This window comes from Paenibacillus sp. J22P51 (assembly GCF_059692215.1).
In genome coordinates, this window is the sequence record NZ_JCAUAZ010000006.1 from 18990 (window position 1) to 38977 (window position 19988).

The window sequence follows — 19988 nt, forward strand, 5'->3', positions numbered from 1 at the left end:
ATCAAGGACACGGCTATGGCATAACAGCATTGCTTTTGGTCTAAAAAGGTTCACCAAAAGGCTTTGAACAACATAAAGTAAAAATAAAATTGTCCACTAAATTGGAGGGGGAACAGAGATCCTATTTCTCCTATTGATGACATGCTTCAATTTGAGCTCGTAAATACGATATTTCCAGAAGAAGATCAACCAATAAAAGAAAGTTTATCCGAGATTTGTACAATAGCGAGAATGTCAACCCTCGATTTTATTGCCAGTAGTATATATGATTATAAGATCTTTTTTAATAAATTTACTACCTATAACGGACGTTTTTTCAAAGAATATAGAAACAACAAACCATTTGACCTACTTCAAACAGTCAAGTGGTTTGTTCATTTTGTAAGAAGTTTTTCAATTCCATTATCCAGTGTAATTTTAGGTTTCCAACCTAATTTTTTAAGCTTTTCGATACAAAGTACATTCCATCTCAAATCTCCATCTTTCGCGGGCACATATTGGGGTGAGGTTGAACCGTGATTAGCCTCCAATATGATTTTTATGAGATCATTTAATGAAGTTCCACGCTGTGTTCCAACATTAAATACAGCATTCGATATTCTGTCCAACTGTAGAAACAGCATATTGGCTTCAACCACATCGTCTACATGAATGTAATCACGCACCTGCTCCCCATCTCCGAATACAACAGGCCTCTCCCCTCTACTTATATGGTCAAGGATAATCGAGATAATACCTGACTCACCAAGTGGATTTTGACGGGGACCATAGACGTTGGAGTATCGTAAAGTGGTCCATTGATATCCATAAATGTCAGAATACATACGAACATATTGTTCGGCTGTGAATTTATTGATTCCGTAGGGTGATATCGGCTTGCAGTAACAAGACTCTGAAATGGCCTTCCGAGGCGTATTCCCATATATTGCCCCACCGGAAGAAGCAAAAATGATCTTCTTCACTTTTGCACTTCCGGCTGCGCGAAGTAACCGAACGGTATTCGTTACATTCGTTTCGATGTCCATACAGGGTTGTTTTATAGACAATCTAACATTTGCTTGCGCTGCATGATGATTAATAAGATCAGGCTTCCTATCGCACAAGATTTCTTCTAGCTGAGGATCAGAGAGGCTTATCATTACATATTCAGCATTATGATTTCTGTAATCTTTGCTCCCTGTGGATAGATCATCCAAAACTATGACTTCATGGCCCATATCGACATATCGATCAACTAGATGTGAACCAATAAAGCCTGCTCCTCCTGTAACTAAAATTCTCATATTCCGCCCTCATTCACACGATATTTATAATTCTGCATATTGAACTAACTCTAGTAACCGACCTATATTCACGGTAAAATCTGATGATGTAAGACTTGATTGCTCAACTTCGTTAACTAAATAATAATAATCCAAATGAACATGATTGCTAATCATCCAGTAGTAAGAGGGCATGTATTTGGGAGAAAAGAGCTCGATTACCTTCGTCCCTGGTTTGCAAAATACCAAGTTGGCAAGGCCCGCACCATGTGGAGCAATGATAACTTTTGCATTAGAAAATAATTTTACTTGCTCAGCTACCTTCATAGACTCCAACGTAACTTTTTTAATTCCGAATACATCTAATTGTTTGATGATTTCTTCCTCATTTATTACTTTGCGGTATGTTGCATTCTCTCGACTAATGTAGATATATTCGTTTTTCTCCGAATGATCGGTATCGTTTGTAAGCAGAAATTCTCTTCTAAGAAAATCACATGCCCATTTGGGAATGACGCGTGGTCTTACATAGGTGTCAGGTTTTATAATATAACGGCATATAAACGAAGGCACTACGAGTTTTCTGGCTTGCAAGTCAACCCGACTATCGATTAATTTCTTGTTGGATATCCCAAGAACAGCAAGTGTTTCGTCTTGAAACGGAAGAGTCTTTTTACGATTCATGACATATTTATCAATCTCAATACCGCTTTGGCGCAGCAATTCAATTCGTGGCAACACGTCAAACATCCAATGGAAATAGTTGTTAGAGGAACAAAAGCTAAGCACAGCGACAGTTTCAGGGAAATATTTATAAGGGCGAGCTTTCCATGTCTGGTACGCTTCCCGTTTTTTTATTGGTTTAAGATGCTCTCCAGAAAATGCAAAGGAAACGTCTTGCAGCAGTTTATAGTTTGCTGTGAGAACAAAATCTTTCCGCCTACATACACGACCATTATTCAGTACGACAACAAATGAGTACGGCGACCTCACCGTACGGGACCGAAAGTTTTCGTGAATGTCAGGAACTAATCGTTTCGCTTCCGAATAATGATTGGTTTCATTGTGGAAATATGTTGTATTTTTTCCTCTTACTCGCTGTAACTTTGAATGTCTGGCAGTAAGATACCTCCGTGTTGTACGAATAAACCAATTTGGATTACTCCTCGTGATTTTTATTTTACGTATGCTCACCACCCCATTAATACGCTTCAAGTTGCTAAGATTATATTCAAATCGCACTCAGATTGTTACAGAGATTAGAATCCTGACGTTACGGCAATACGATCCCCTGCGCTGTAGAGTAAAGGGCTGGGGATTCCAGCCCCTCCTCATCAAACCGTACGTGCGGTTTTCCTGCATACGGCTTTCCGACGTTCTTCACCCAGGGCAGTACGGATTTTCCATGTACTTACAGTTTTCAAGCCTGAGCGCTGAAGCAGCAGATGCATCTCACTCCAAATTAGCCTGTGCCTCTTGTGCTTCTTATTCCAGAAAAGCCTCATTCTCCTAAGGATGTACCAGTCTACCTTGGCTAGGAAGCCATTTGACTTCTTCCGATCGGCTTCCAGATGAGCGTAATAGTTACGCCATCCCTGAATCATCGGATTAAGTTTTTCCACCATCAATTTTAGTGACCATTGGAGTCGGCCTCTTGAAGACGTTTCTTCTTTCACTCGCAGACGCATTTTCTTCATCGCTTTCTTTGATGGAAAACTTCGAAGTCTATACATAACTCCGTTTTTATGAAGATACGGCTTTTTCGATGGTGAAAACCAAGGAAGTCAAACCCGTCCTCGTTCTTCCAAAGACGTACTAACTTCGACTTGCTAGTATTCATGGTTAGTTCCAGTTTCCCAAAGATGGACTTAAGGATTCGAATTGATTCGAGTGCCTGCGGTTTGAACCTGCATAGAATGACTAGATCATCAGCATACCTAACCAGTTTTCCAAGATGGGAAAACCGCTTTTCCCAAGTCGTATCAAGGTAGTTCAGATAGTTATTGGCGAGTAACGGAGATATAACTCCGCCCTGCGGACTTCCGATTTCCGTTTTGCGCCAAATCCCTTCCTTCATTACACCTGCTTCAAGCCATTGCCTGATTAATTTCAGGATGCGCTTGTCACAGATACGCTCTTCTACCAGTCTCAATAGTTTGCTATGTGAGATGTTGTCGAAATAGCCCGTAATATCTACGTCGACTACCCAATTAACAATTCCCCCATTGACGCTATCCCGAATACATTTGATGGCATGGTGTGCCGACCTCTTCGGGCGAAATCCATAAGAGCAATCTTTAAAGTCCGCCTCAAAGATACCTTCGATCACCATTTTTGTTGCCATCTGTACAGTTCGGTCTCTGATCGTCGGAATTCCTAAGGGACGAGTTTTCCCATCCGGTTTAGGTATCTCTCTCCGCTTCACAAGGGATGGCTTGTATGTCCCGTCCGCCAGCTGCTGTCCGATTTCTTCGATAAAGGTATTTTCTCCGTATGCTTGAACGATGGACTCAATCGTTTGTCCATCTACACCGGCACTGCCTCGATTCTTCTTCACCCGCATCCATGCTTCCCGCAGGACGTCTTTCCGGAATATTTTATCGTACAGAGCATGAATCTTGCGTTTAGGGTTGTCCTTAGCCGCAAGATAGAGGGTATTTTGGAGTCGTCGAGCGTTTTCATTGGTGGCGTTAGCCGTATGTTCGGCATTCACTTGCTCTTACCTCCTCAAATTCCCATGAACGAAGTGGGGTATTGCCTTTCGGCGCCCTTCCCTCCCCGGGGTTATGTTGTCCACCAGATCCACGGTAGTATGGCCCCCTCCGACTCCCTTCCCGCAGCTCGCCACTTCACCTTTGGGGCTTATAGGTCTACCGTTTACGAAAAAAAAAACTTCGTGCGGGGGAGGGTCTCCCTAGTTCCAGATACAACTTTCTCTACATGCCGTTCCCCATACACCGGAGGGTTCTTCCGCGCTGCGGTTCCAAGGTCTTTGCGCGTTCTATGGCCTTTGCCGGGGCAGACGTGGCTCGGCTCCCTCTTGTCCCTTTCGGGTTCAGTTTCACGATGCGGTAGGATTCACTTCATTACACGGCCTGCAGATTTGCTTCATCACGATATTTCGTGACTTTTCACAGGGCTTCAGCCGTTGGATTTCGCCAACGTCTGCCTGATAGCTATGAGGCGGCTTGGTCCTTGCCCCGACTGAACTTGCATCAGTTAGCTGTACCTAGCTTGGCTAGGCGCGCTCTGCCCGTTACTTCAATGAAAAAGGCAGCTGAACGCATATCAGCTGCCGTAATGTCGTGATTGAACTATCGTTATCCGTTAGTTTAATGACTTGTTCATATTAAATGGGATTTCATTTATATAAGCTGTTGTATATTTCTCAATTAGTTCTTTTTTTGCTACTTCATTGTCAATTAGAACGTCGCCGTAAACAGGTACTAAGGTATTCCAATTCTCTTCCTTCAAATGTTTGGTTACAAATAAATATGATTGTTCTTCTTGAAGTAATTGGTCATTTTCAATTAGTATTAATTCAAATCTTTTGAATCCACCTTGTTGATTTACGATTACTGTTCCGTTAAATTTACCTTTTATATTATCAGAAACTTCCACCTTAAACTGAGTTTCAGGAGTGCCATCCAATGATTTAGTTCCATCCTGTTTTATCACTTTCCCGACAAATACATTATCTGCCCACCCGAGAAGCCTACGTGTATCGGTTACATTAAAAGCGTTGGATGATGCAATTATTTTGATAACAGGATTTTTTGTTGCAAAAATCGCTAACGCAATAGAGGCAACTATTATACTGCCTATAACAAAAGACCACCTACGTTTTGAATATCTCATCTCTACTCCTCCCTCAGAAATAAGTGAAATATTTCTCTGTTCTTATATTACCATAATTAGGAATAGCAACGGGGTTTTGCAACATTTATTGCGTTAACCTGCCCTTTAGTTCAGTAATAATAGGGATCCTCAACTTCGTGACTTTACCTTTAACTTAAAATGATTGTAGTATTTAATTGTTTGTTTCCCTTGAAAATTGTAAGGGATTACATCCTGATTCAATTAAATTTTTATCGCATTTATAATAAGGTATTTTTTGATCAGCCTCTTTGAGATCACCCCAATCATATTTATTATTCTCTAGTATCTCACCGTGAAATTACAAAGAAAGGGATTTCTTTCTTGCCAGCGAAACAGTAATTATGAACAATAACATATGGAAGGAGCAATATCATGAGACAAAGATTGCTTAGAAACGAAGTGCCGATTGAGCTTACATGGGATTTAGACGAGCTTTTCCCAAGTAATGAAGCATGGGAAGTAGAACTGAAATCCATTCAAATGCTAGCTTCTAGTATTCAGCAATATAAGGGGGATTTGATTACAGGAGCGGACCGTTTAGCAGATTGCTTAGAAGCGCAGGAGAAATTGCTAGCGCGAACAACGCGAGTGGCAACTTATGCTAGACTGCGTTTTACGGAAGATTCGAGTAATCCTCAGAATCAAGCGAACTCCGCTATCTCTGGGGATGTTGCCTCAAAGATCAGTGCAGCGCTCTCGTTCATCCGTTCGGAAATTTTTACACTGCCTGAAGGAACGATCGAAAGATATATTAAGGAAGAATTACGCCTTAAGCCATTTCAAAAAAGCTTGGAAGATTTACTCGAAACGAAGTCGCATCAACTAAGTGCTGAAACCGAAGAAGTTTTAGCGTCGCTTAGTGAAGTGTTGGGAGCCCCGTACAATATTTATCAGCGCAGTAAGCTATCTGACATGATCTTTACCTCCGTTCAAGATGAGCAAGGTGGAAATCATCCAGTTTCTTTCGCCCTGTTCGAGACGACTTACGAATTCTCCGAGAATACCTCGCTGCGTCGAGCATCCTACGAATCGTTCACTCGGACACTGGAACAGTATCAGAATACGTTTGCAGCGACTTATTCAACTGAAGTCAAAAGACAAATCGTGACATCCAGTTTGCGCGGTTATGATTCCGTAACGGATATGCTTTTGCAGCCTCAACAAGTGACGAAAGAGATGTACAATAATATTCTCGACGTCATTCGTTTAGAGCTTGCGCCCCATATGCGGCGCTTAATGAAATTGAAAAAAAAGGTACTCGGTATGGATCAGCTCAAGTTTTGTGATCTAAAAGCTCCACTTGATCCAGGATTCAATCCTCAGGTTTCCATTGAAGAGGCAGGCGCAACAATCCTAGAGGCTCTACGTATTATGGGGCCGGAATACACAGAACTGATGGAGCAAGCCTTGTCTCAAAGATGGATTGACTATGCAGACAATGTCGGTAAGTCAACAGGCGCGTTCTGCGCTACCCCGCATGGAGCTCATTCCTACATCCTGATTACGTGGGGCGGCAATATGCGAAGTGCCTTCACTTTGGCACATGAGCTTGGACATGCGGGTCACTTGATGCTAGCGGGACGCAATCAACCATACACAAACTTCAGACCGTCAACGTACTTCATCGAGGCGCCGTCTACGATGAACGAGCTGCTTCTGGCTGAACATATCATGAACCAGTCTAACGATCCACGGATGAAGCGTTGGGTCATTTTGCAGCTGCTGAATACTTACTACCATAACTTCGTTACTCATTTGCTCGAAGGGGACATGCAAAGAAGAGTGTATGCCGCGGCGGAAAGCGGCGAGGCTCTGACAGCAAAGAAGCTGTCAACATTAAAAGGAAATGTGCTTTCCGAATTCTGGGGAGACGCCGTGGAGCTTGATCCAGGGGCAAATTTGACTTGGATGCGACAGCCACATTACTATATGGGACTTTATCCGTATACCTATGCAGCAGGCTTGACTGCATCAACGGCAGTCATGCAGCTTATGAAGGTAGAAGGACAGCCGGTAATCGATCATTGGCTGGACGTTTTAAAGGCAGGTGGCACGAAGCGTCCGCTTGATCTGTTGAACCTTGCTGGTGTCGACATGTCGGAAGCCCAGCCGATTCGCAGCGCCGTTCAGTATGTCGGGTCTTTGATAGACGAACTTGAACGTTTGTTTTAACATGGCTCAGTAATGCAACGGTAGTCTAGGACTTTATCTTTTCATCCTAGACTGCCGTTGTTTGTAGAACTATCGTTTCTCATTAGTTGAATCATTAATATTCACAAACACATGTATTGACCTCAAGGGAGTATTGTCGTCCCATTCCCTTTCAGGGACAAAATGAATTCCATGTATACCCTTTGGTTTGAATCGCCACCACATTGTATCTTCAAGATAATCCTCATCTAGTTCATAGTCTAGTGTCTCATGGAGATCCTTTAAGATTGTCCCTATACCTACAAGGTTATTATATTTTCCTTGATATAAGCCAAAAGCGTAAATACAGTATAAACCATATTTTTCATCAAACATGAACCAGAAATTATCACATTTTACAATTGAGTATTTGTCATTTATTAGTTGATGAGTTTCAATTGTGTGTTCAGATTCTATATTCAACAATAGTTCATTAAGATCCCAACCTAATTGGTACTTCCCGATTCTCTTACTTGGAATGATTTCAAATTCTAAGGAGTCATTCAATCCCCTCACCACCTATTTTTAATAATATTTCAACCATTCTATTCTATAAGCTAACTTGGGTTTTTTCCTCAGTTATTCTTCGTTGTAACCGCCACGCAATCCTGCCCTTTAGTTCAATGAAATCAAAAAGGAGCTGCTTCAATGCAGCCCCCTGAACTATAGCTTCGTTAGCACAATTCTTGTAGATATTACTATGACTTGGCATTGAGTTTTCTGCCTTGCTCTAAACCCTTAGAAAATAATGATAAAATTCTTCATCTCTTTCATAGCCATTTTTTTCATATATTCCTTGTGCTCTTACATTATCAATCGCTGTTGAGAGTGCTAATCCCTTGGCTTTGATGCTGCTTGCATAATCTTTTGCAGCATCTAATAATGCCCGAGCAGTTCCTTCACCTCTAAAATCTGAAAGTACATACAGATCATTCAAAATCAAAGATCTCTGCATAGAAATTGAAGAAAATGAAGGATACAGTTGAGTAAAGCCGATTATTTTTTTGTGATTAAGTTTTTTAGCAACGAAGATAATAGATTCTCTGTGTTCAAATCGTTCAAATAAGAATTCCTTTGCTGCTGAAATATTTGATTCCTGATTGTAAAACAACCGATACTCATTAAACAACATTGTTAATTCATCAAGATCATCAATTGTCGCCATTGATATGAGAAAAGTACAACTGTTCATTTAATTCAGTCCTTTATTTGTTTTAAGTCCATTTTATCATATATCTCTTTAAACTATTGCGCTAAACTATTGCATCATGCTGCCCGTTAGAACAGGCTACCGAGATTATATCAACGGTAGCCTGTTGTGCTATTCTTATTCAACTATCGTTCACCGTTAGTTCAATCAACTTTCTCTTTTTGAACTCGTTGTGGTTCTCTAAATGAACCGAAAATGCCTGTAATAAGCCCAATTAACCCAAAAGTAAATCCATATCCAGAAGAACCTTTAAAAGCCAACAATACAATTATTCCGAACAGTATTATAATGACACCTAAAAGTTGAACTTGAAGAGCACTTGGATTGATAAAGTCCAACAAAACACATGTATAAAAGATTGCAATAACTATTGGAGTTAGCACGATTAAACACACCAAGCCAAAACTAACCATCTTGACCTCCTCTAAATCAAACACATGCTTTCAACCTCACAATTTCCCTAAGCAATCTTTTAAAGTATATTCGCTTAAATTAACTTTTTTCCTACATATTGTATTTTTGAAGGATACCCTCATCCCCTACCACGCAATCCTGCCGGTTAGCTTAACGCCGCTTTAGAAACAACCGTCAATCCTAGCCACCACGATCTCCCCAAAATCTATCCAAGCCATCCCCGTTTAGCATTTCAGCCTGATCTTCCTTGGCGGTAAGTGATGGAAGGAATAGCACGGAGCTAAATGGGTATCGAAGTGGGGTATTAGACCTAGTGCGGAATCATCCACTTGACCATATATTGATATTGCCAACCCACTCAACACTCATTCATCACCCTCGGTTAAACAACGAGAAAAAACGGTCTATATTCGCTTTTCGCGAAAGACCGTTTTTGTTTTCCTCGATATTCTTTGTGATGTTGGATCAAGAATTTACCATACAAAAGCTGATGTGATGATTACCAAAAGAATAAAGAGAACCAAGACAAATGCGCTTGTACGATGATGAAAACCGTCACCAATTACTCCACTCATGTTTACTCATTCCCCTCAAGTGAATTTTCATTACGGTATAATCATACGCTCGTTACATAGTGATTGATTGGACTTAAGTCAGGGCTTACTTGCTGGAAGGAATAAAATTATAAGGGTAATGTTCCTCCGCGGGAGTTATATTGGAAGTATCCTGCCCGTTAGCGGTGTGAAGGGCTACCACGACGGCAGCCCTTCAGATGTTTAACTATCGTTCTCACGTTAGCTTAACGACCAATGAACATCTTATTCCACATTTGATTAATTACACTTGGACCATATTCTTGAGGATAAATTAAAACGGTAATAACCAATGTTAATAATATAATCGTTATCCATATAGATGTCTAAAGCAGGCTTTTTAAATCGATGAAAAAAGATTATTCCTATCGTAATGAGAACCGCATTTACAACGAAAATAAACGGAAGTGCGATGATTCTACCTAACCCTGTATTTGGAAAATGGTTTAGTAAATAGAAAACTAAAATTAAACTTGGCACGAGAGCAGCTAATACTTTCAGAAGGTTTCTACTGGTTTTCATTTATTTCCTTTCCTAGACCCTTCTTCATTATACCTATTTCCCCCGAGTGCTTCTACGCAAACCTCCCGTTAGCGTAATCCCTATTTTTGAACTCAATAGTACCTTTTAAGTATTAGTTAGTTAAAGAAGAAATGGTAGCCTGTGATTTTATTTACCAGTCAAAACCTTGTATAGCATCCACCCCAGAAATAAAGCAATAAGTATCCCAATAACTAATAATATTTTAATATTTCTGGATAAACCGAAACTCCCAAGTTCTACCCATAGTCCTTTAATGTCTCTAGGTAAAATCCCGAAATTCAACATGAATATGAGAAACAGAATGAAAAAAGCTATTAGTCCAAAAATAATTCCCATAATAACTCCCATACATACACCCCTCCATAGTTCCCTTTTCATGGTGGTATTCCCCAAATAGACCGTAAAAAATTCTCATTGCTCCACGAATATAATGCCGAAACGGCGACAGGATGCTATTGCATTAATCTGCCCGTTAGGTGAGCGAAAGGCTGCCTATTGTGCCGGCAGCCTCCCATAGCTATGTATTGAACAAACGTTACCCATTAGTTTTATCAACTTTTCTCAAATAATGACTACCCGTGAAAATAACCAGTTCTTGATGAAACAACAACATAGGGTACTTCAGAACCATCTAGCTCGATATATGCTTGGTATAGATCTTCATTCAATCCTTCTATTCTAACTACGTTCTCTCCATAACTTTCTAACAAATCTTTTTCAAAAAGCTCTTGCCAATCATTGGGGATTGGGGCGTTTTTGGTCAAATAATTGGCGAAACTCTCTAAGTCGTTAGCATTGCCACCACTTACTATAATAAAAAGCGACCGTGCGGATTAGTGTCCAATAGGTCGCTTTACTTTGTGCTGAGAATAGGTGAGCAATATGTTTAGTGACTTATATGAGAATATCAACAATAGCTTAATCAAAAGAAAAACCGCTCCTGATAAAAGCGGTTAGTTGAAGTATTGCTTTATTTTGTTGATGCGAAAATATCGATTCCACCATTTCTACTAATAAACTCTTCTTTAGAAACAATACCAATCACTACCTGTTCGATAACATTGTCGTCACCCATATTATAATCCCATGGTTCCTTATAGTAAGTGGTTACACCTGCATATTCGTTGTCAGAGACTTTCACTTGAAAAGTAGAGCCACCAACTAAATCAACACCAAACCTGATATTTTCTTCAGAATCCAACTTTCTTACTTGTCCTCTTGTCATCCCTACATGGAATTTAGATAAAAGACTCTGATTAGCTTGCAAAGTATTTATGGTTTCTTGTTGCTGATTCACTTTATTTGTCAGCGTATTAATTTGATTTTCGAGATTTTGTACATACTCTTGTACCTTTTTAGGAACCTTTTCAGAAGCAACATAAATCGATTCTTGTCCTTGTTTAGCTATTGTAGTGTTGTTCTCATTCGCTTTAATGCCCCTATCACTGACTACGTATCCGTCATTTGCATATTGCTTCACATTCGATTTGGGTGAAGTGCCGCAGGATGACAACATTATCGCTAGCGTCGCTACAGCGCCCATCATAGGAATTACTCGCGTAAATAAACACCTCTCTTTGCCGCGGGCATCAACATTGATTATGCGTCCCCGTTAGCCAATAGGATATCCGAGAGAAGTTGAACTATACATTTAATGTCTTACTCGCCGAAGTGATTGAACAATCCTGCCCGTTAGCTTAGCTGTAAGTCCAGATTTCAGCTATATTTTAACCGAACTAACCTTCTTTCTTATCATCCGTCGGGAATGAGATAAAGTTCTTGTCAAAATCAGGAATGGGATAAAGTTCATCCGATCCATACATATTGCTTGCAATTCCCCAATTTCTTCCACTGAATCGGTAATCGGTACAAATTCTTGGCATTCATTGATGACAAGAATTTGTTCCGATAAAATAAAAAAGCCGCAGTTTCTGCGGATGTCTATCTGTCTATATTCTTGACACTCGACACTAATTAGTTTCGAATAATTCATTAATTTTTTTTCAAAAAAAGCTTTGGTACTACAGGCATACCGCACCATTCCGCGATTGTATTATACTTATCCGCTAGATCCTGTGCTATCGAGACACCATGCTTTATGTTTTTAATCGTTTTGCCAAGTAGCGACTCCTCATCCTGCAGTTCCCGCATGAACCGATTAAATTTATTTAAAGCTCCAGACCTAATTATTTCCTCTTTTGATGCAGCGTTATTGAGTTTATCTAACCCTTGTTCTAGTTTTTCGAACTCCCTAGTCAATCCGGGTTCCTTAGCGGTTACTTCTTCTTTCATATCTTGCAAATTACCTTGTAGGGTATCAATGGCACTACGAATTTCGATACTTATCATTGTAGTATTTTCATTTTTGTTTACATTCTTATTATCATTAGAATTGATATTCTCATTATTGATTTTGTTTTCACTGTGATTGTCATTGTTGATAACATTATGAACGATAAACTGAGGATATTTGTCCATACCATATACTCTCTCCTTTTGTCTTTCATTAAAAGATCCGATCCCATCGAGTAGATAAGTAACGGAAACCTTTTTCATTGTTTTTTCGCATATCACCTCATCATGGCCGTACTCTTCAAATCTGAGTAACGTTTTATAGTCATATTTATGTTCACATCCTGGATTACATTTGCAGTGAATCCTCTCTGTTAATTTCAGCTTAATAATACTAGTATGAATCTCATCAAAATACGAACGAATGCGTTGAAGTAATTCCAGTTTCTGCCTCTGGTTCGATCCAATGATATGAATCTCGATACGCTTATTAATTACGTTATCAAACAATCTAACCTTTCCGGTTGCTTTTTTATAACGTAAATAAGCGCCTTTCTTCCAACAAGCTTTGTTTTTTTTATTCCAATCCAGCAAATAACTATGTGCCTTGACAATGAAACGCGTCATCACACCAGCAGGAAGAAACTTGTAATCATACTGGAACGTTAAACTTGTGTCATCATTGAAATCTATGCCTTCTATTTCAATTTCATTGTTCTCCATTAGTTCTGGAATTAAAAATGCCTTATTTTTCTCCATTTCAAATGATAACTGAAAATTTTCCATTAATCTAAGGATAAGTGAGTACTTATCTTCTGGATACACTTCCCTATCCGTCCAAATTACAGGGAGATCACTAATGTACAGCATGCCATTTCGTTGTTGTAGAAGATCGTCTTCTGCATTTAATACTTTGTATACTGCATCAGTACCCCAATCTGGACTTAAAATAACAGTATCCTTTAGCAGTAAATCTTCTTGGAAATGCAATATTATGCCTAAATCATGTAAATATCGGCTTAAACTCTTAGATTCTTCATCACCCACATCATATTGATGACAAATCTCTTGATATTTTGAGTAAGAAATTAATGGTATAGTTTTAGAAAGATCCTCCAAGTGTTTACGAATATTAATCCATGATGATAGCCAAATGATGTTTGTCAAGGGGAGTTTAACTGCTTCTTCCTTTAGAGTCTGTTCTAAAGCATCTATACCCATTCCGTTACTACAACTCACCTTGTACGCATCAACGATTTGAGGGAAATTTTTTTGTAAACTACTTAGATCAATATGCTTAACATTTTTACGTTCATCGCATTTATTAATTACAAGCAAAATTGGACTATCACCAGCAAAAGATTCAACAGTATTTAACCAATAATCTATTCTTCCATATTCATCCTCTTGTCTTGCATCCCATACGAGGATATACATTGAACGGTTGGTTAAAAAAAATTGATGTGTCGAATGGTATATTTCCTGCCCCCCGAAGTCCCATACGTTCAACTTATAATCCTCACCATAAATTTGAAATGTCCACTGCTTGATATCAATTCCTTCTGTAGAATTCAGTTCACCCGGTTCAATGTAGGATTTATCCACTAATCGTTGTAATAGTGAGCTTTTTCCTACACCCCCTTGACCAACAATGAGCATTTTAGACTCATTCAATTTGATTTTATTCGAATCCTCTTGATATCTAAGGATATATTTCACAACGTCAGAAGCGGGCTGTTTCAGTATCTCTGGTGGAATTGTTTTTTCGAAATAAGAACCACTGACAACAAGTTTGTTCAAGTGAACTAGATTTTTTAGTGAATTCGGAAAATATTTTATATTGCTTCCATGTAAATAAAGTTCCTCTAAAGTAGTCAGAGAACCAAAATAGGGAGGTATTTCATTAAGTTCAGAATAACCGAGTATTAAAGTCTTCAAGTTGCAAAGTCGTACGATCTCTTGAGGGATTTCTGTTGTTTTGTGACAAAGACTCAGTTCACATAAGTTCTTCAATTCGAACAGCTCTCTAGGGAGAGTAGTAATCTCAGTATTATGCAAAAATAATCTTGAAAGTTTCTGAAGTTTGCTGATTCCATGAGGCAAGCTTTTGATTGGTGACCCTCCAAAATTAATTTCTAATAAATTGTTAAGCTCCAATATTTCTTTGGGTAGAATGGTTATTTTAGTCGCTTGTAAATGTAGACGTATTAATTTTTTAAGCTTACTGATTCCATAAGGCAAACTAACAATTGGACACCCAGACAAATCTAGGAATTCCAGATTTTCAAGTTCATAAATTTCTTCAGGAAGCACATATATCGTGTTGCGCAATTCCTTTTCTTCAATAACAGTAGTTATTTTTCCTAGAGATAGACTTTTAAGTGACTTTATCTTACCAATTTCTTTTGGGATATCATTGATTCCTGAATTAATTAAATTAAGATGCTCCCATTGTTCTTTCACGGCTTGTTTAATAATCATGCTTAATCTTTCTTCTGATAGTTTTAAACCTATAGGAGTTCTAGATGTTTGATCTCTCAGTTTGTTAATCACATTCTCCCATTCATTTGGTACATTGGACATACAAGATATCAACCTACCTCTCTATCCAAGTTTGCTGAGAATCTAAGTCCTAAGATCCGCTGACATAGTCATCTTATTCGTATGGAAGTGCTCTAGTTCCAGATTAGTCCCGCCGTTTAGATTAAATAAAACCAGGGAGCAGCTGCCGTGGCAAACTGCTCCCTGAACATTAAACTATCGTTCCTCGTAAGATTCCTGTAGATGGAATTTTTTCAACTTTGTAAAAATGGAAGAACCGTTTCAGTCACGATGTCCCACTCATGAATTTCATACCCTCTTGCCTCATGAATTATGTATGGATCTTGCATTACGATTCCTAGAACTTCCTGCTCAGTTTCGGCCATATAGATGACAAGGCCCCCTGCACCATCAACAAACCGCCCGTTGGCAAAAATCTTTCCTTCACTGCGGCGTTGTGCCAAATAATCGAGGTGCTGCTGACGGAAGTCCTGGCTTTTCTGCACATCGAGCATAGGTAGAAATACGGCAAAATGTTTCATCTTTACATTCCATCCTTCTCTGTAAATTATAGTTTAAAATAACGGTGTAACGCGCTCTAATCTTCTTGAGTATAGTCTTCCTAAGTAAGCTTGCCAACCAAATTGGGTTCAGCCATATTTTTATACAGAATGTTCAGACTTACTGCACAAACTGTCCGTTAGTCGAGTAAAGGGGCTGCACGCGGCAACCCTTTTGATATGTTCTGAGTTAGTTTAATGGACTATATGGAGGGCAAAGCGGGAAAACGGCGCTGAGAGAGGTGGAGGAAACAAACAAGATGGTATCGGAGCAGCAAAAAACCACCTCAAAAGGTGGCTAATAGTTAGGGTTCAATTTGTAACGAGCCTGTTAAAAGATTAAATATTATCCAAAATATAAATAAACCAAGAAGTATAAGAATTAATAATATGGGTCTAGAACGTAGATTTGTTATTAACTCCTTTAATAAATGAAAGTCGAATATAAAAAAGCCAATTAGAAAAATAATAAAAATCATCAAAAATCCTATAATTGCAAAGATTGCACTCCCAACTACGTGCGACATGTAAAATAATCTCCCTTACTGATTGATTTTTAAAATTCCAAGCACCATGGAAAAATTCTTTGTTTTCTGCATTTAGATACATGATAAGTTGTTCCCATATCCAATTTGAAATAACCTAAACAACAAAAGACCACCATTTCTGGTGGCTAGTCTTTAAATATGCGTGTTCTCGTCACGTTTAACTGCCCGTTACTTTTATGAAAACAGGGAGCAGCTGCCGCGGCAATCTGCTCCCTGCTTATTGTGCTATCGTTTCCCGTTAGCTCAATCCATTAAACACAAATTCTGCTACACTGCTCTTCTTATAAAGGTGGCTCAAAAATCACTCTTGCCACCGATTTACTTCCCTTTGCTCACCCAGAACGTAATACGGTCGCCATTTTTGACTTCAGTTCCGGGAGTGAGGTCTTGCTTGAATACGACCCCTTTAACAGCGGCGTTCGATTCCAGGAAAAACTGGTATCGAAGGCCAGAGGCAATTGTCATCTTTTCGGCATCCTCCCTTGTATGAGCAACCAAATCCGGGACGACGGCCGCCTTGGCTTGTCCCCCGTCATCGTCTGCTGGCTGAACTTCGGCGTCTAAAGGTTTAGCCGTCGGTGCGGCCATTCGAGTCGGCATCGCGGATGCTGATGCGGAAGGCTTCGAAGTCTCTGTACGATTCACCAATACTTTCGTGGAGTCCGGCGTCGGAATTATCTGCAGCTTAGAATCGTTCACATGCTCCGAGTGCGGCAGTGACAGCCAGAATAGCAGAACGAGCACACTGAAGCCAGCGGTAGCAAACAGATGCCATTTTCGTAGCTGGAACGTTTCGAGGAACATCTCTCGTAGTTCCGCTATTTTGCGGTTAAAAGCCACATTGATACGCACCTGAGGCTCACCTGCCGTTCGGTCCTCGGTCTTTCTGTCCCAGGTTTTAGACTCTAAAAACGCATGTGACTCAGGTACGGCGGCTTTCCGCTTCCACCAGTTTGAAGCAATCATATCGTAGGCAGGTAAAGCAGATGTAAGAAGTGGCTCCTTCCTCTCGCTGCCGATACCAAGCAGTACTTCCAGCTCCTGCTGAAAATCGGCAAGCGTGCAAATCCCTTCATATGCCTGGCAGGCCAGAGCTACGGCACGTTCCCGAGTTACATCCGACAAATCCGCAAACAATCGGTTCAGCTCGAATGAGTAGGCACTAATAGAGGATGTTGGGATATCCGTTTTGGCACCCAACTGATACAGAAGCAGAGCCAGCCCCGGCACACCGCGTCGTCCGTTCTTACCTTCCGCCCAAAAGTTCATGATCCGCAACCGGCCGTTATCTTCAATCCACAGATTTTCCGCGTCAACGGAGTATTCCAGCAGTCGTTTACGGCGAGTTTCTCGAATGCCCATTGCTAGCTCGTGCACATACTTGAGTGCCTTGTGGCCGGTTATCTCCAAATCACTCAGCCGATCTGACAAAGGCCTTCCCGTTACCGCCTGAAGAACGGCGAACAACGTTCCGTCTTCAGAACCGGCATCCAGAATGTGCATGAAATGCTCGTCGGACATCTGGGACGCTTTTCTCAGCCAACGCAATGCTTCCTGATGCGCTGATTCGTCGGTCTCTTGGAATGTATATAGAAGAACATCACGTTTGCAGGTCAAATCCATACCTTTTAACAACAGCCCGTTCGTCAACCGCTTAATCGGTTGATCACGCATATAGCGGTTTCCGATGTTATCCATAGACGTGTTCCCCCTTATACTTATAGTGTATTCGCCTAATATCCATTTTTTGAGTCACTAATGGTTAAAATTCCAAAAAGTACGTTCAATAACAGGAATTATACAGTAGGGACGTAAGTTTCCAAACTCGACCTCTCATGATTTACTTACAAAATCCCCTACGACAATCGGTATAAGTTCTGTCCAATATTGAGAGAGGTACAAGATCTTGTCCCAGGAAAATGACAAGATCTTATACCTATAAAGAAATAAACCCGCATTTTGGGCGGGTTTTAATCAGCATATATTCTTGTCACTAAGTTGTTGGAAAAGGCTGACACATATCATTTTTGTACTTTATGCTTGAACTACGATTCATTGATAGTTCTTTTTATCGCTTGCTCTTTGGGAATAGACACCTGATTTTATTCAAAAGTGAAAGTCGTATCAAAGTTAAGAATTCCTGCGTTATTCTGCCCGTTAGATCAACAGACTCCAGACCTGCAATCAACATAAGAAAAAGCCCTCCTTAACTTTGGAGGGCATGACACCGTTACTTCTAATTATTTACCATCCTTAGAACAATACTCCACATGTATGGAGAGGATAGTGAAAACAACTTTTCCCATAACCGCATCTCGGAGATTTTCCAGTATAAACTAGCTATGCAAACCTCCCTCCAGCCGTGGACGTGGAAGGTAGCGACCGATCGGGATTTGGATGAGGCTGATTCGTCCATGCATGGACATCCGGTATAGCTCGTCACACGATCCGGCCTGAAAGCCAAGCAGCGGACGCCCACCCATGCCGAGAGCGGACGCCGCCAGCAGCAGACGCTGTAACAGCATGCCGGCTTCCATCTGTTGGATGCGGTATCCTCTATACCCCAATTGGGGAATCAGGTGATCTTCATAACCGGCGATGTGCAGACAGATCGGTACTTGAAACAAATTGACGTTGTGCAGGGTCATTCCCTGCTGCAGCCAGAGCCGATGATCACCGGGAAGCTCGCACCGGAGCGCGTGGGCGGCCGCGTCATAGCGATAAGCACCGTCTGGTACGCCTTCGACGTTATAGAAACACCCGTATAACGCGACACGAAGCGGAGGAGCCTCCCCCACGCCGTCCAAATCGTTGCGATAAGCGAAGCAGGCCGTAGCTTCTTGCAGCAGGGCGGCTAGCTGCTGCGCTGTTATACGGCTCAAGACGAAATCGTTTTCGGGCGAATACCGTGCTCGGCTGGTCGCCGCCAGATCGAAGTTCAGCCGCTTCACCGTTGGTAAATAGACAGTCTGAAGTCCGCTTTCCGCTCGATTGACGGGCTCGAAACGGCGAAACGGCGACAGCGTATCAAGCGCCGCCGCTTCGTTCATCAGAGTCAGTTGCGGAATCTCCTTAACGGATCTCGAACGCACGAAATAATCATGCTGAACAGCCGGAAGCTCGCTGATCAGCTCATCCGCTGCGACTTGCATCGGCGTACCGCCGGCATCATCGATCCAAGCGATGTCGCGCTGCACCGAAAGAGGCATAACCGCATAAACGTTCTCCTCTGAGCCAGATAGCCCGAGCAGATGGCCCACGGCTCGGTCTAGAAACCGGAAATGCACTCTTGATGCATAACCGAACCGTTTCGCAGCTTCCTGCAGCTGCCCTAGCAGCACGCCTGAATCAAGCCCATGCAGACGATAAGCAAAGGTGTTGTATTTGAAAGCATTTTTCCAACCCATCGTCGATACATAGACAACGCCGAAGCATGCAGATAGATCACAGCGGTTGCCGAGAGCCCGGGCCAAGTACGAATCGTAATCGCCTTCGCGCAGCAGCACCAGGCGGTGATGCGCTGCATCGTAATGGTAAAGTCCGGGAGCACCGGCTTCCGTGCGGAGATATACGTACAATTCATTCGGGTACCGCCCTCCGCCGGAAGGAACGAATCTGCGGTACGTCCCCATCGGAACCGCAAGAGAATAGCTTACTTGCGTCAACCCGTAAACATACCAGAGAAAATGGCTGATGTCTTTCAGGCTCGGTTCAACAGCCTTTGCCCGCGCTTCTAGCGTCATCGGGATATCCGAGGACAGCGGAAGAGTCGGCAGGCCGCGATATAACTTATAGGCAAGCGGCGCATCGTCCCAATCGACCTCCCAGCCGGGTAGCCCGCTCTCGTTGCCGTCGGCATGAAGCTGGTGAATAAACGCATCCAGACTCATTCTATTTCCCCCCAATCGCCCTATAGTGATACCGCGATTTGGCATTAGGCGATATCGGCCCAGCTT

At 41.3% G+C, this 19988-nt stretch carries 15 protein-coding genes; 1 reads left to right on the forward strand and 14 read right to left on the reverse strand.

The window, feature by feature from the left end; translation table 11 throughout:
- Positions 1-374: 374 nt before the first annotated feature.
- From AC58QC_RS14765 to AC58QC_RS14785, 5 genes are all read right to left on the reverse strand, one after another.
- Positions 375-1283 (reverse strand): NAD-dependent epimerase/dehydratase family protein, encoded by a 909-nt coding sequence (locus tag AC58QC_RS14765; RefSeq protein WP_497415888.1) that lies wholly within the window; start codon positions 1281-1283, stop codon positions 375-377.
- A gap of 24 nt (positions 1284-1307) precedes the next feature.
- Entirely contained in the window at positions 1308-2012 is a 705-nt protein-coding gene (locus AC58QC_RS14770; RefSeq protein WP_497416155.1) for a glycosyltransferase family 61 protein, read from the reverse strand.
- A gap of 584 nt (positions 2013-2596) precedes the next feature.
- The gene (locus tag AC58QC_RS14775; protein WP_497415889.1) at positions 2597-2959 is read right to left on the reverse strand and encodes a group II intron maturase-specific domain-containing protein; all 363 of its coding nucleotides are present in this window, start codon (positions 2957-2959) and stop codon (positions 2597-2599) included.
- The gene (gene ltrA / locus AC58QC_RS14780) at positions 2956-3975 is read right to left on the reverse strand and encodes a group II intron reverse transcriptase/maturase (protein WP_497415890.1); all 1020 of its coding nucleotides are present in this window, start codon (positions 3973-3975) and stop codon (positions 2956-2958) included. The genes AC58QC_RS14775 and ltrA overlap by 4 nt, the downstream gene beginning before the upstream one ends.
- Positions 3976-4589: 614 nt before the next feature.
- A complete protein-coding gene (locus AC58QC_RS14785; protein WP_497415891.1) occupies positions 4590-5120 on the reverse strand; it encodes a hypothetical protein in 531 nt (176 codons plus the stop codon).
- 393 nt (positions 5121-5513) lie between these two features.
- Between AC58QC_RS14785 and pepF the strand changes: the two genes are divergently transcribed.
- A complete protein-coding gene (gene pepF / locus AC58QC_RS14790) occupies positions 5514-7313 on the forward strand; it encodes an oligoendopeptidase F (RefSeq protein ID WP_497415892.1) in 1800 nt (599 codons plus the stop codon).
- A 69-nt stretch (positions 7314-7382) separates the two neighbouring features.
- On the opposite strand, the gene AC58QC_RS14795 is transcribed toward pepF, so the two are convergent.
- The 9 genes from AC58QC_RS14795 to AC58QC_RS14835 form a co-directional block, all read right to left on the reverse strand.
- Positions 7383-7838 (reverse strand): hypothetical protein, encoded by a 456-nt coding sequence (locus tag AC58QC_RS14795; RefSeq protein ID WP_497415893.1) that lies wholly within the window; start codon positions 7836-7838, stop codon positions 7383-7385.
- A 223-nt stretch (positions 7839-8061) separates the two neighbouring features.
- Positions 8062-8523, reverse strand: coding sequence for a GNAT family N-acetyltransferase (locus tag AC58QC_RS14800; protein ID WP_497415894.1), 462 nt, complete (start codon positions 8521-8523; stop codon positions 8062-8064).
- 161 nt (positions 8524-8684) lie between these two features.
- A complete protein-coding gene (locus AC58QC_RS14805) occupies positions 8685-8954 on the reverse strand; it encodes a hypothetical protein (protein WP_497415895.1) in 270 nt (89 codons plus the stop codon).
- A 474-nt stretch (positions 8955-9428) separates the two neighbouring features.
- Positions 9429-9530: a YjcZ family sporulation protein gene (locus tag AC58QC_RS14810; protein ID WP_497415896.1), complete on the reverse strand. Its 102-nt coding sequence runs from the start codon at positions 9528-9530 to the stop codon at positions 9429-9431.
- 1531 nt (positions 9531-11061) lie between these two features.
- Positions 11062-11637 (reverse strand): hypothetical protein, encoded by a 576-nt coding sequence (locus tag AC58QC_RS14815; protein WP_497415897.1) that lies wholly within the window; start codon positions 11635-11637, stop codon positions 11062-11064.
- Positions 11638-12083: 446 nt separating this feature from the next.
- Positions 12084-14966 carry a COR domain-containing protein gene (locus AC58QC_RS14820; RefSeq protein WP_497415898.1) on the reverse strand — a complete coding sequence of 961 codons (2883 nt, stop codon included), beginning with the start codon at positions 14964-14966 and terminating at the stop codon, positions 12084-12086.
- A 212-nt stretch (positions 14967-15178) separates the two neighbouring features.
- Positions 15179-15466 carry a YciI family protein gene (locus tag AC58QC_RS14825; protein ID WP_497415899.1) on the reverse strand — a complete coding sequence of 96 codons (288 nt, stop codon included), beginning with the start codon at positions 15464-15466 and terminating at the stop codon, positions 15179-15181.
- 884 nt (positions 15467-16350) lie between these two features.
- Positions 16351-17730: a PASTA domain-containing protein gene (locus tag AC58QC_RS14830; protein ID WP_497415900.1), complete on the reverse strand. Its 1380-nt coding sequence runs from the start codon at positions 17728-17730 to the stop codon at positions 16351-16353.
- Positions 17731-18368: 638 nt separating this feature from the next.
- Positions 18369-19922 carry a SagB family peptide dehydrogenase gene (locus AC58QC_RS14835; protein ID WP_497415901.1) on the reverse strand — a complete coding sequence of 518 codons (1554 nt, stop codon included), beginning with the start codon at positions 19920-19922 and terminating at the stop codon, positions 18369-18371.
- Between the last annotated feature and the right edge of the window lie 66 nt (positions 19923-19988).

What these genes read in the sequence shown, in the direction of transcription:
- AC58QC_RS14765 (WP_497415888.1), bottom strand. Translation starts at nt 1,283, where the DNA reads ATGAGAATTTTAGTTACAGGAGGAGCAGGCTTTATTGGTTCACATCTA.
- AC58QC_RS14770 (WP_497416155.1), bottom strand. Translation starts at nt 2,012, where the DNA reads ATGTTTGACGTGTTGCCACGAATTGAATTGCTGCGCCAAAGCGGTATT.
- AC58QC_RS14775 (WP_497415889.1), bottom strand. Translation starts at nt 2,959, where the DNA reads ATGAAGAAAATGCGTCTGCGAGTGAAAGAAGAAACGTCTTCAAGAGGC.
- AC58QC_RS14785 (WP_497415891.1), bottom strand. Translation starts at nt 5,120, where the DNA reads ATGAGATATTCAAAACGTAGGTGGTCTTTTGTTATAGGCAGTATAATA.
- pepF (WP_497415892.1), top strand. Translation starts at nt 5,514, where the DNA reads ATGAGACAAAGATTGCTTAGAAACGAAGTGCCGATTGAGCTTACATGG.
- AC58QC_RS14800 (WP_497415894.1), bottom strand. Translation starts at nt 8,523, where the DNA reads ATGAACAGTTGTACTTTTCTCATATCAATGGCGACAATTGATGATCTT.
- AC58QC_RS14805 (WP_497415895.1), bottom strand. Translation starts at nt 8,954, where the DNA reads ATGGTTAGTTTTGGCTTGGTGTGTTTAATCGTGCTAACTCCAATAGTT.
- AC58QC_RS14810 (WP_497415896.1), bottom strand. Translation starts at nt 9,530, where the DNA reads ATGAGTGGAGTAATTGGTGACGGTTTTCATCATCGTACAAGCGCATTT.
- AC58QC_RS14815 (WP_497415897.1), bottom strand. Translation starts at nt 11,637, where the DNA reads ATGATGGGCGCTGTAGCGACGCTAGCGATAATGTTGTCATCCTGCGGC.
- AC58QC_RS14820 (WP_497415898.1), bottom strand. Translation starts at nt 14,966, where the DNA reads ATGTCCAATGTACCAAATGAATGGGAGAATGTGATTAACAAACTGAGA.
- AC58QC_RS14825 (WP_497415899.1), bottom strand. Translation starts at nt 15,466, where the DNA reads ATGAAACATTTTGCCGTATTTCTACCTATGCTCGATGTGCAGAAAAGC.
- AC58QC_RS14830 (WP_497415900.1), bottom strand. Translation starts at nt 17,730, where the DNA reads ATGGATAACATCGGAAACCGCTATATGCGTGATCAACCGATTAAGCGG.
- AC58QC_RS14835 (WP_497415901.1), bottom strand. Translation starts at nt 19,922, where the DNA reads ATGAGTCTGGATGCGTTTATTCACCAGCTTCATGCCGACGGCAACGAG.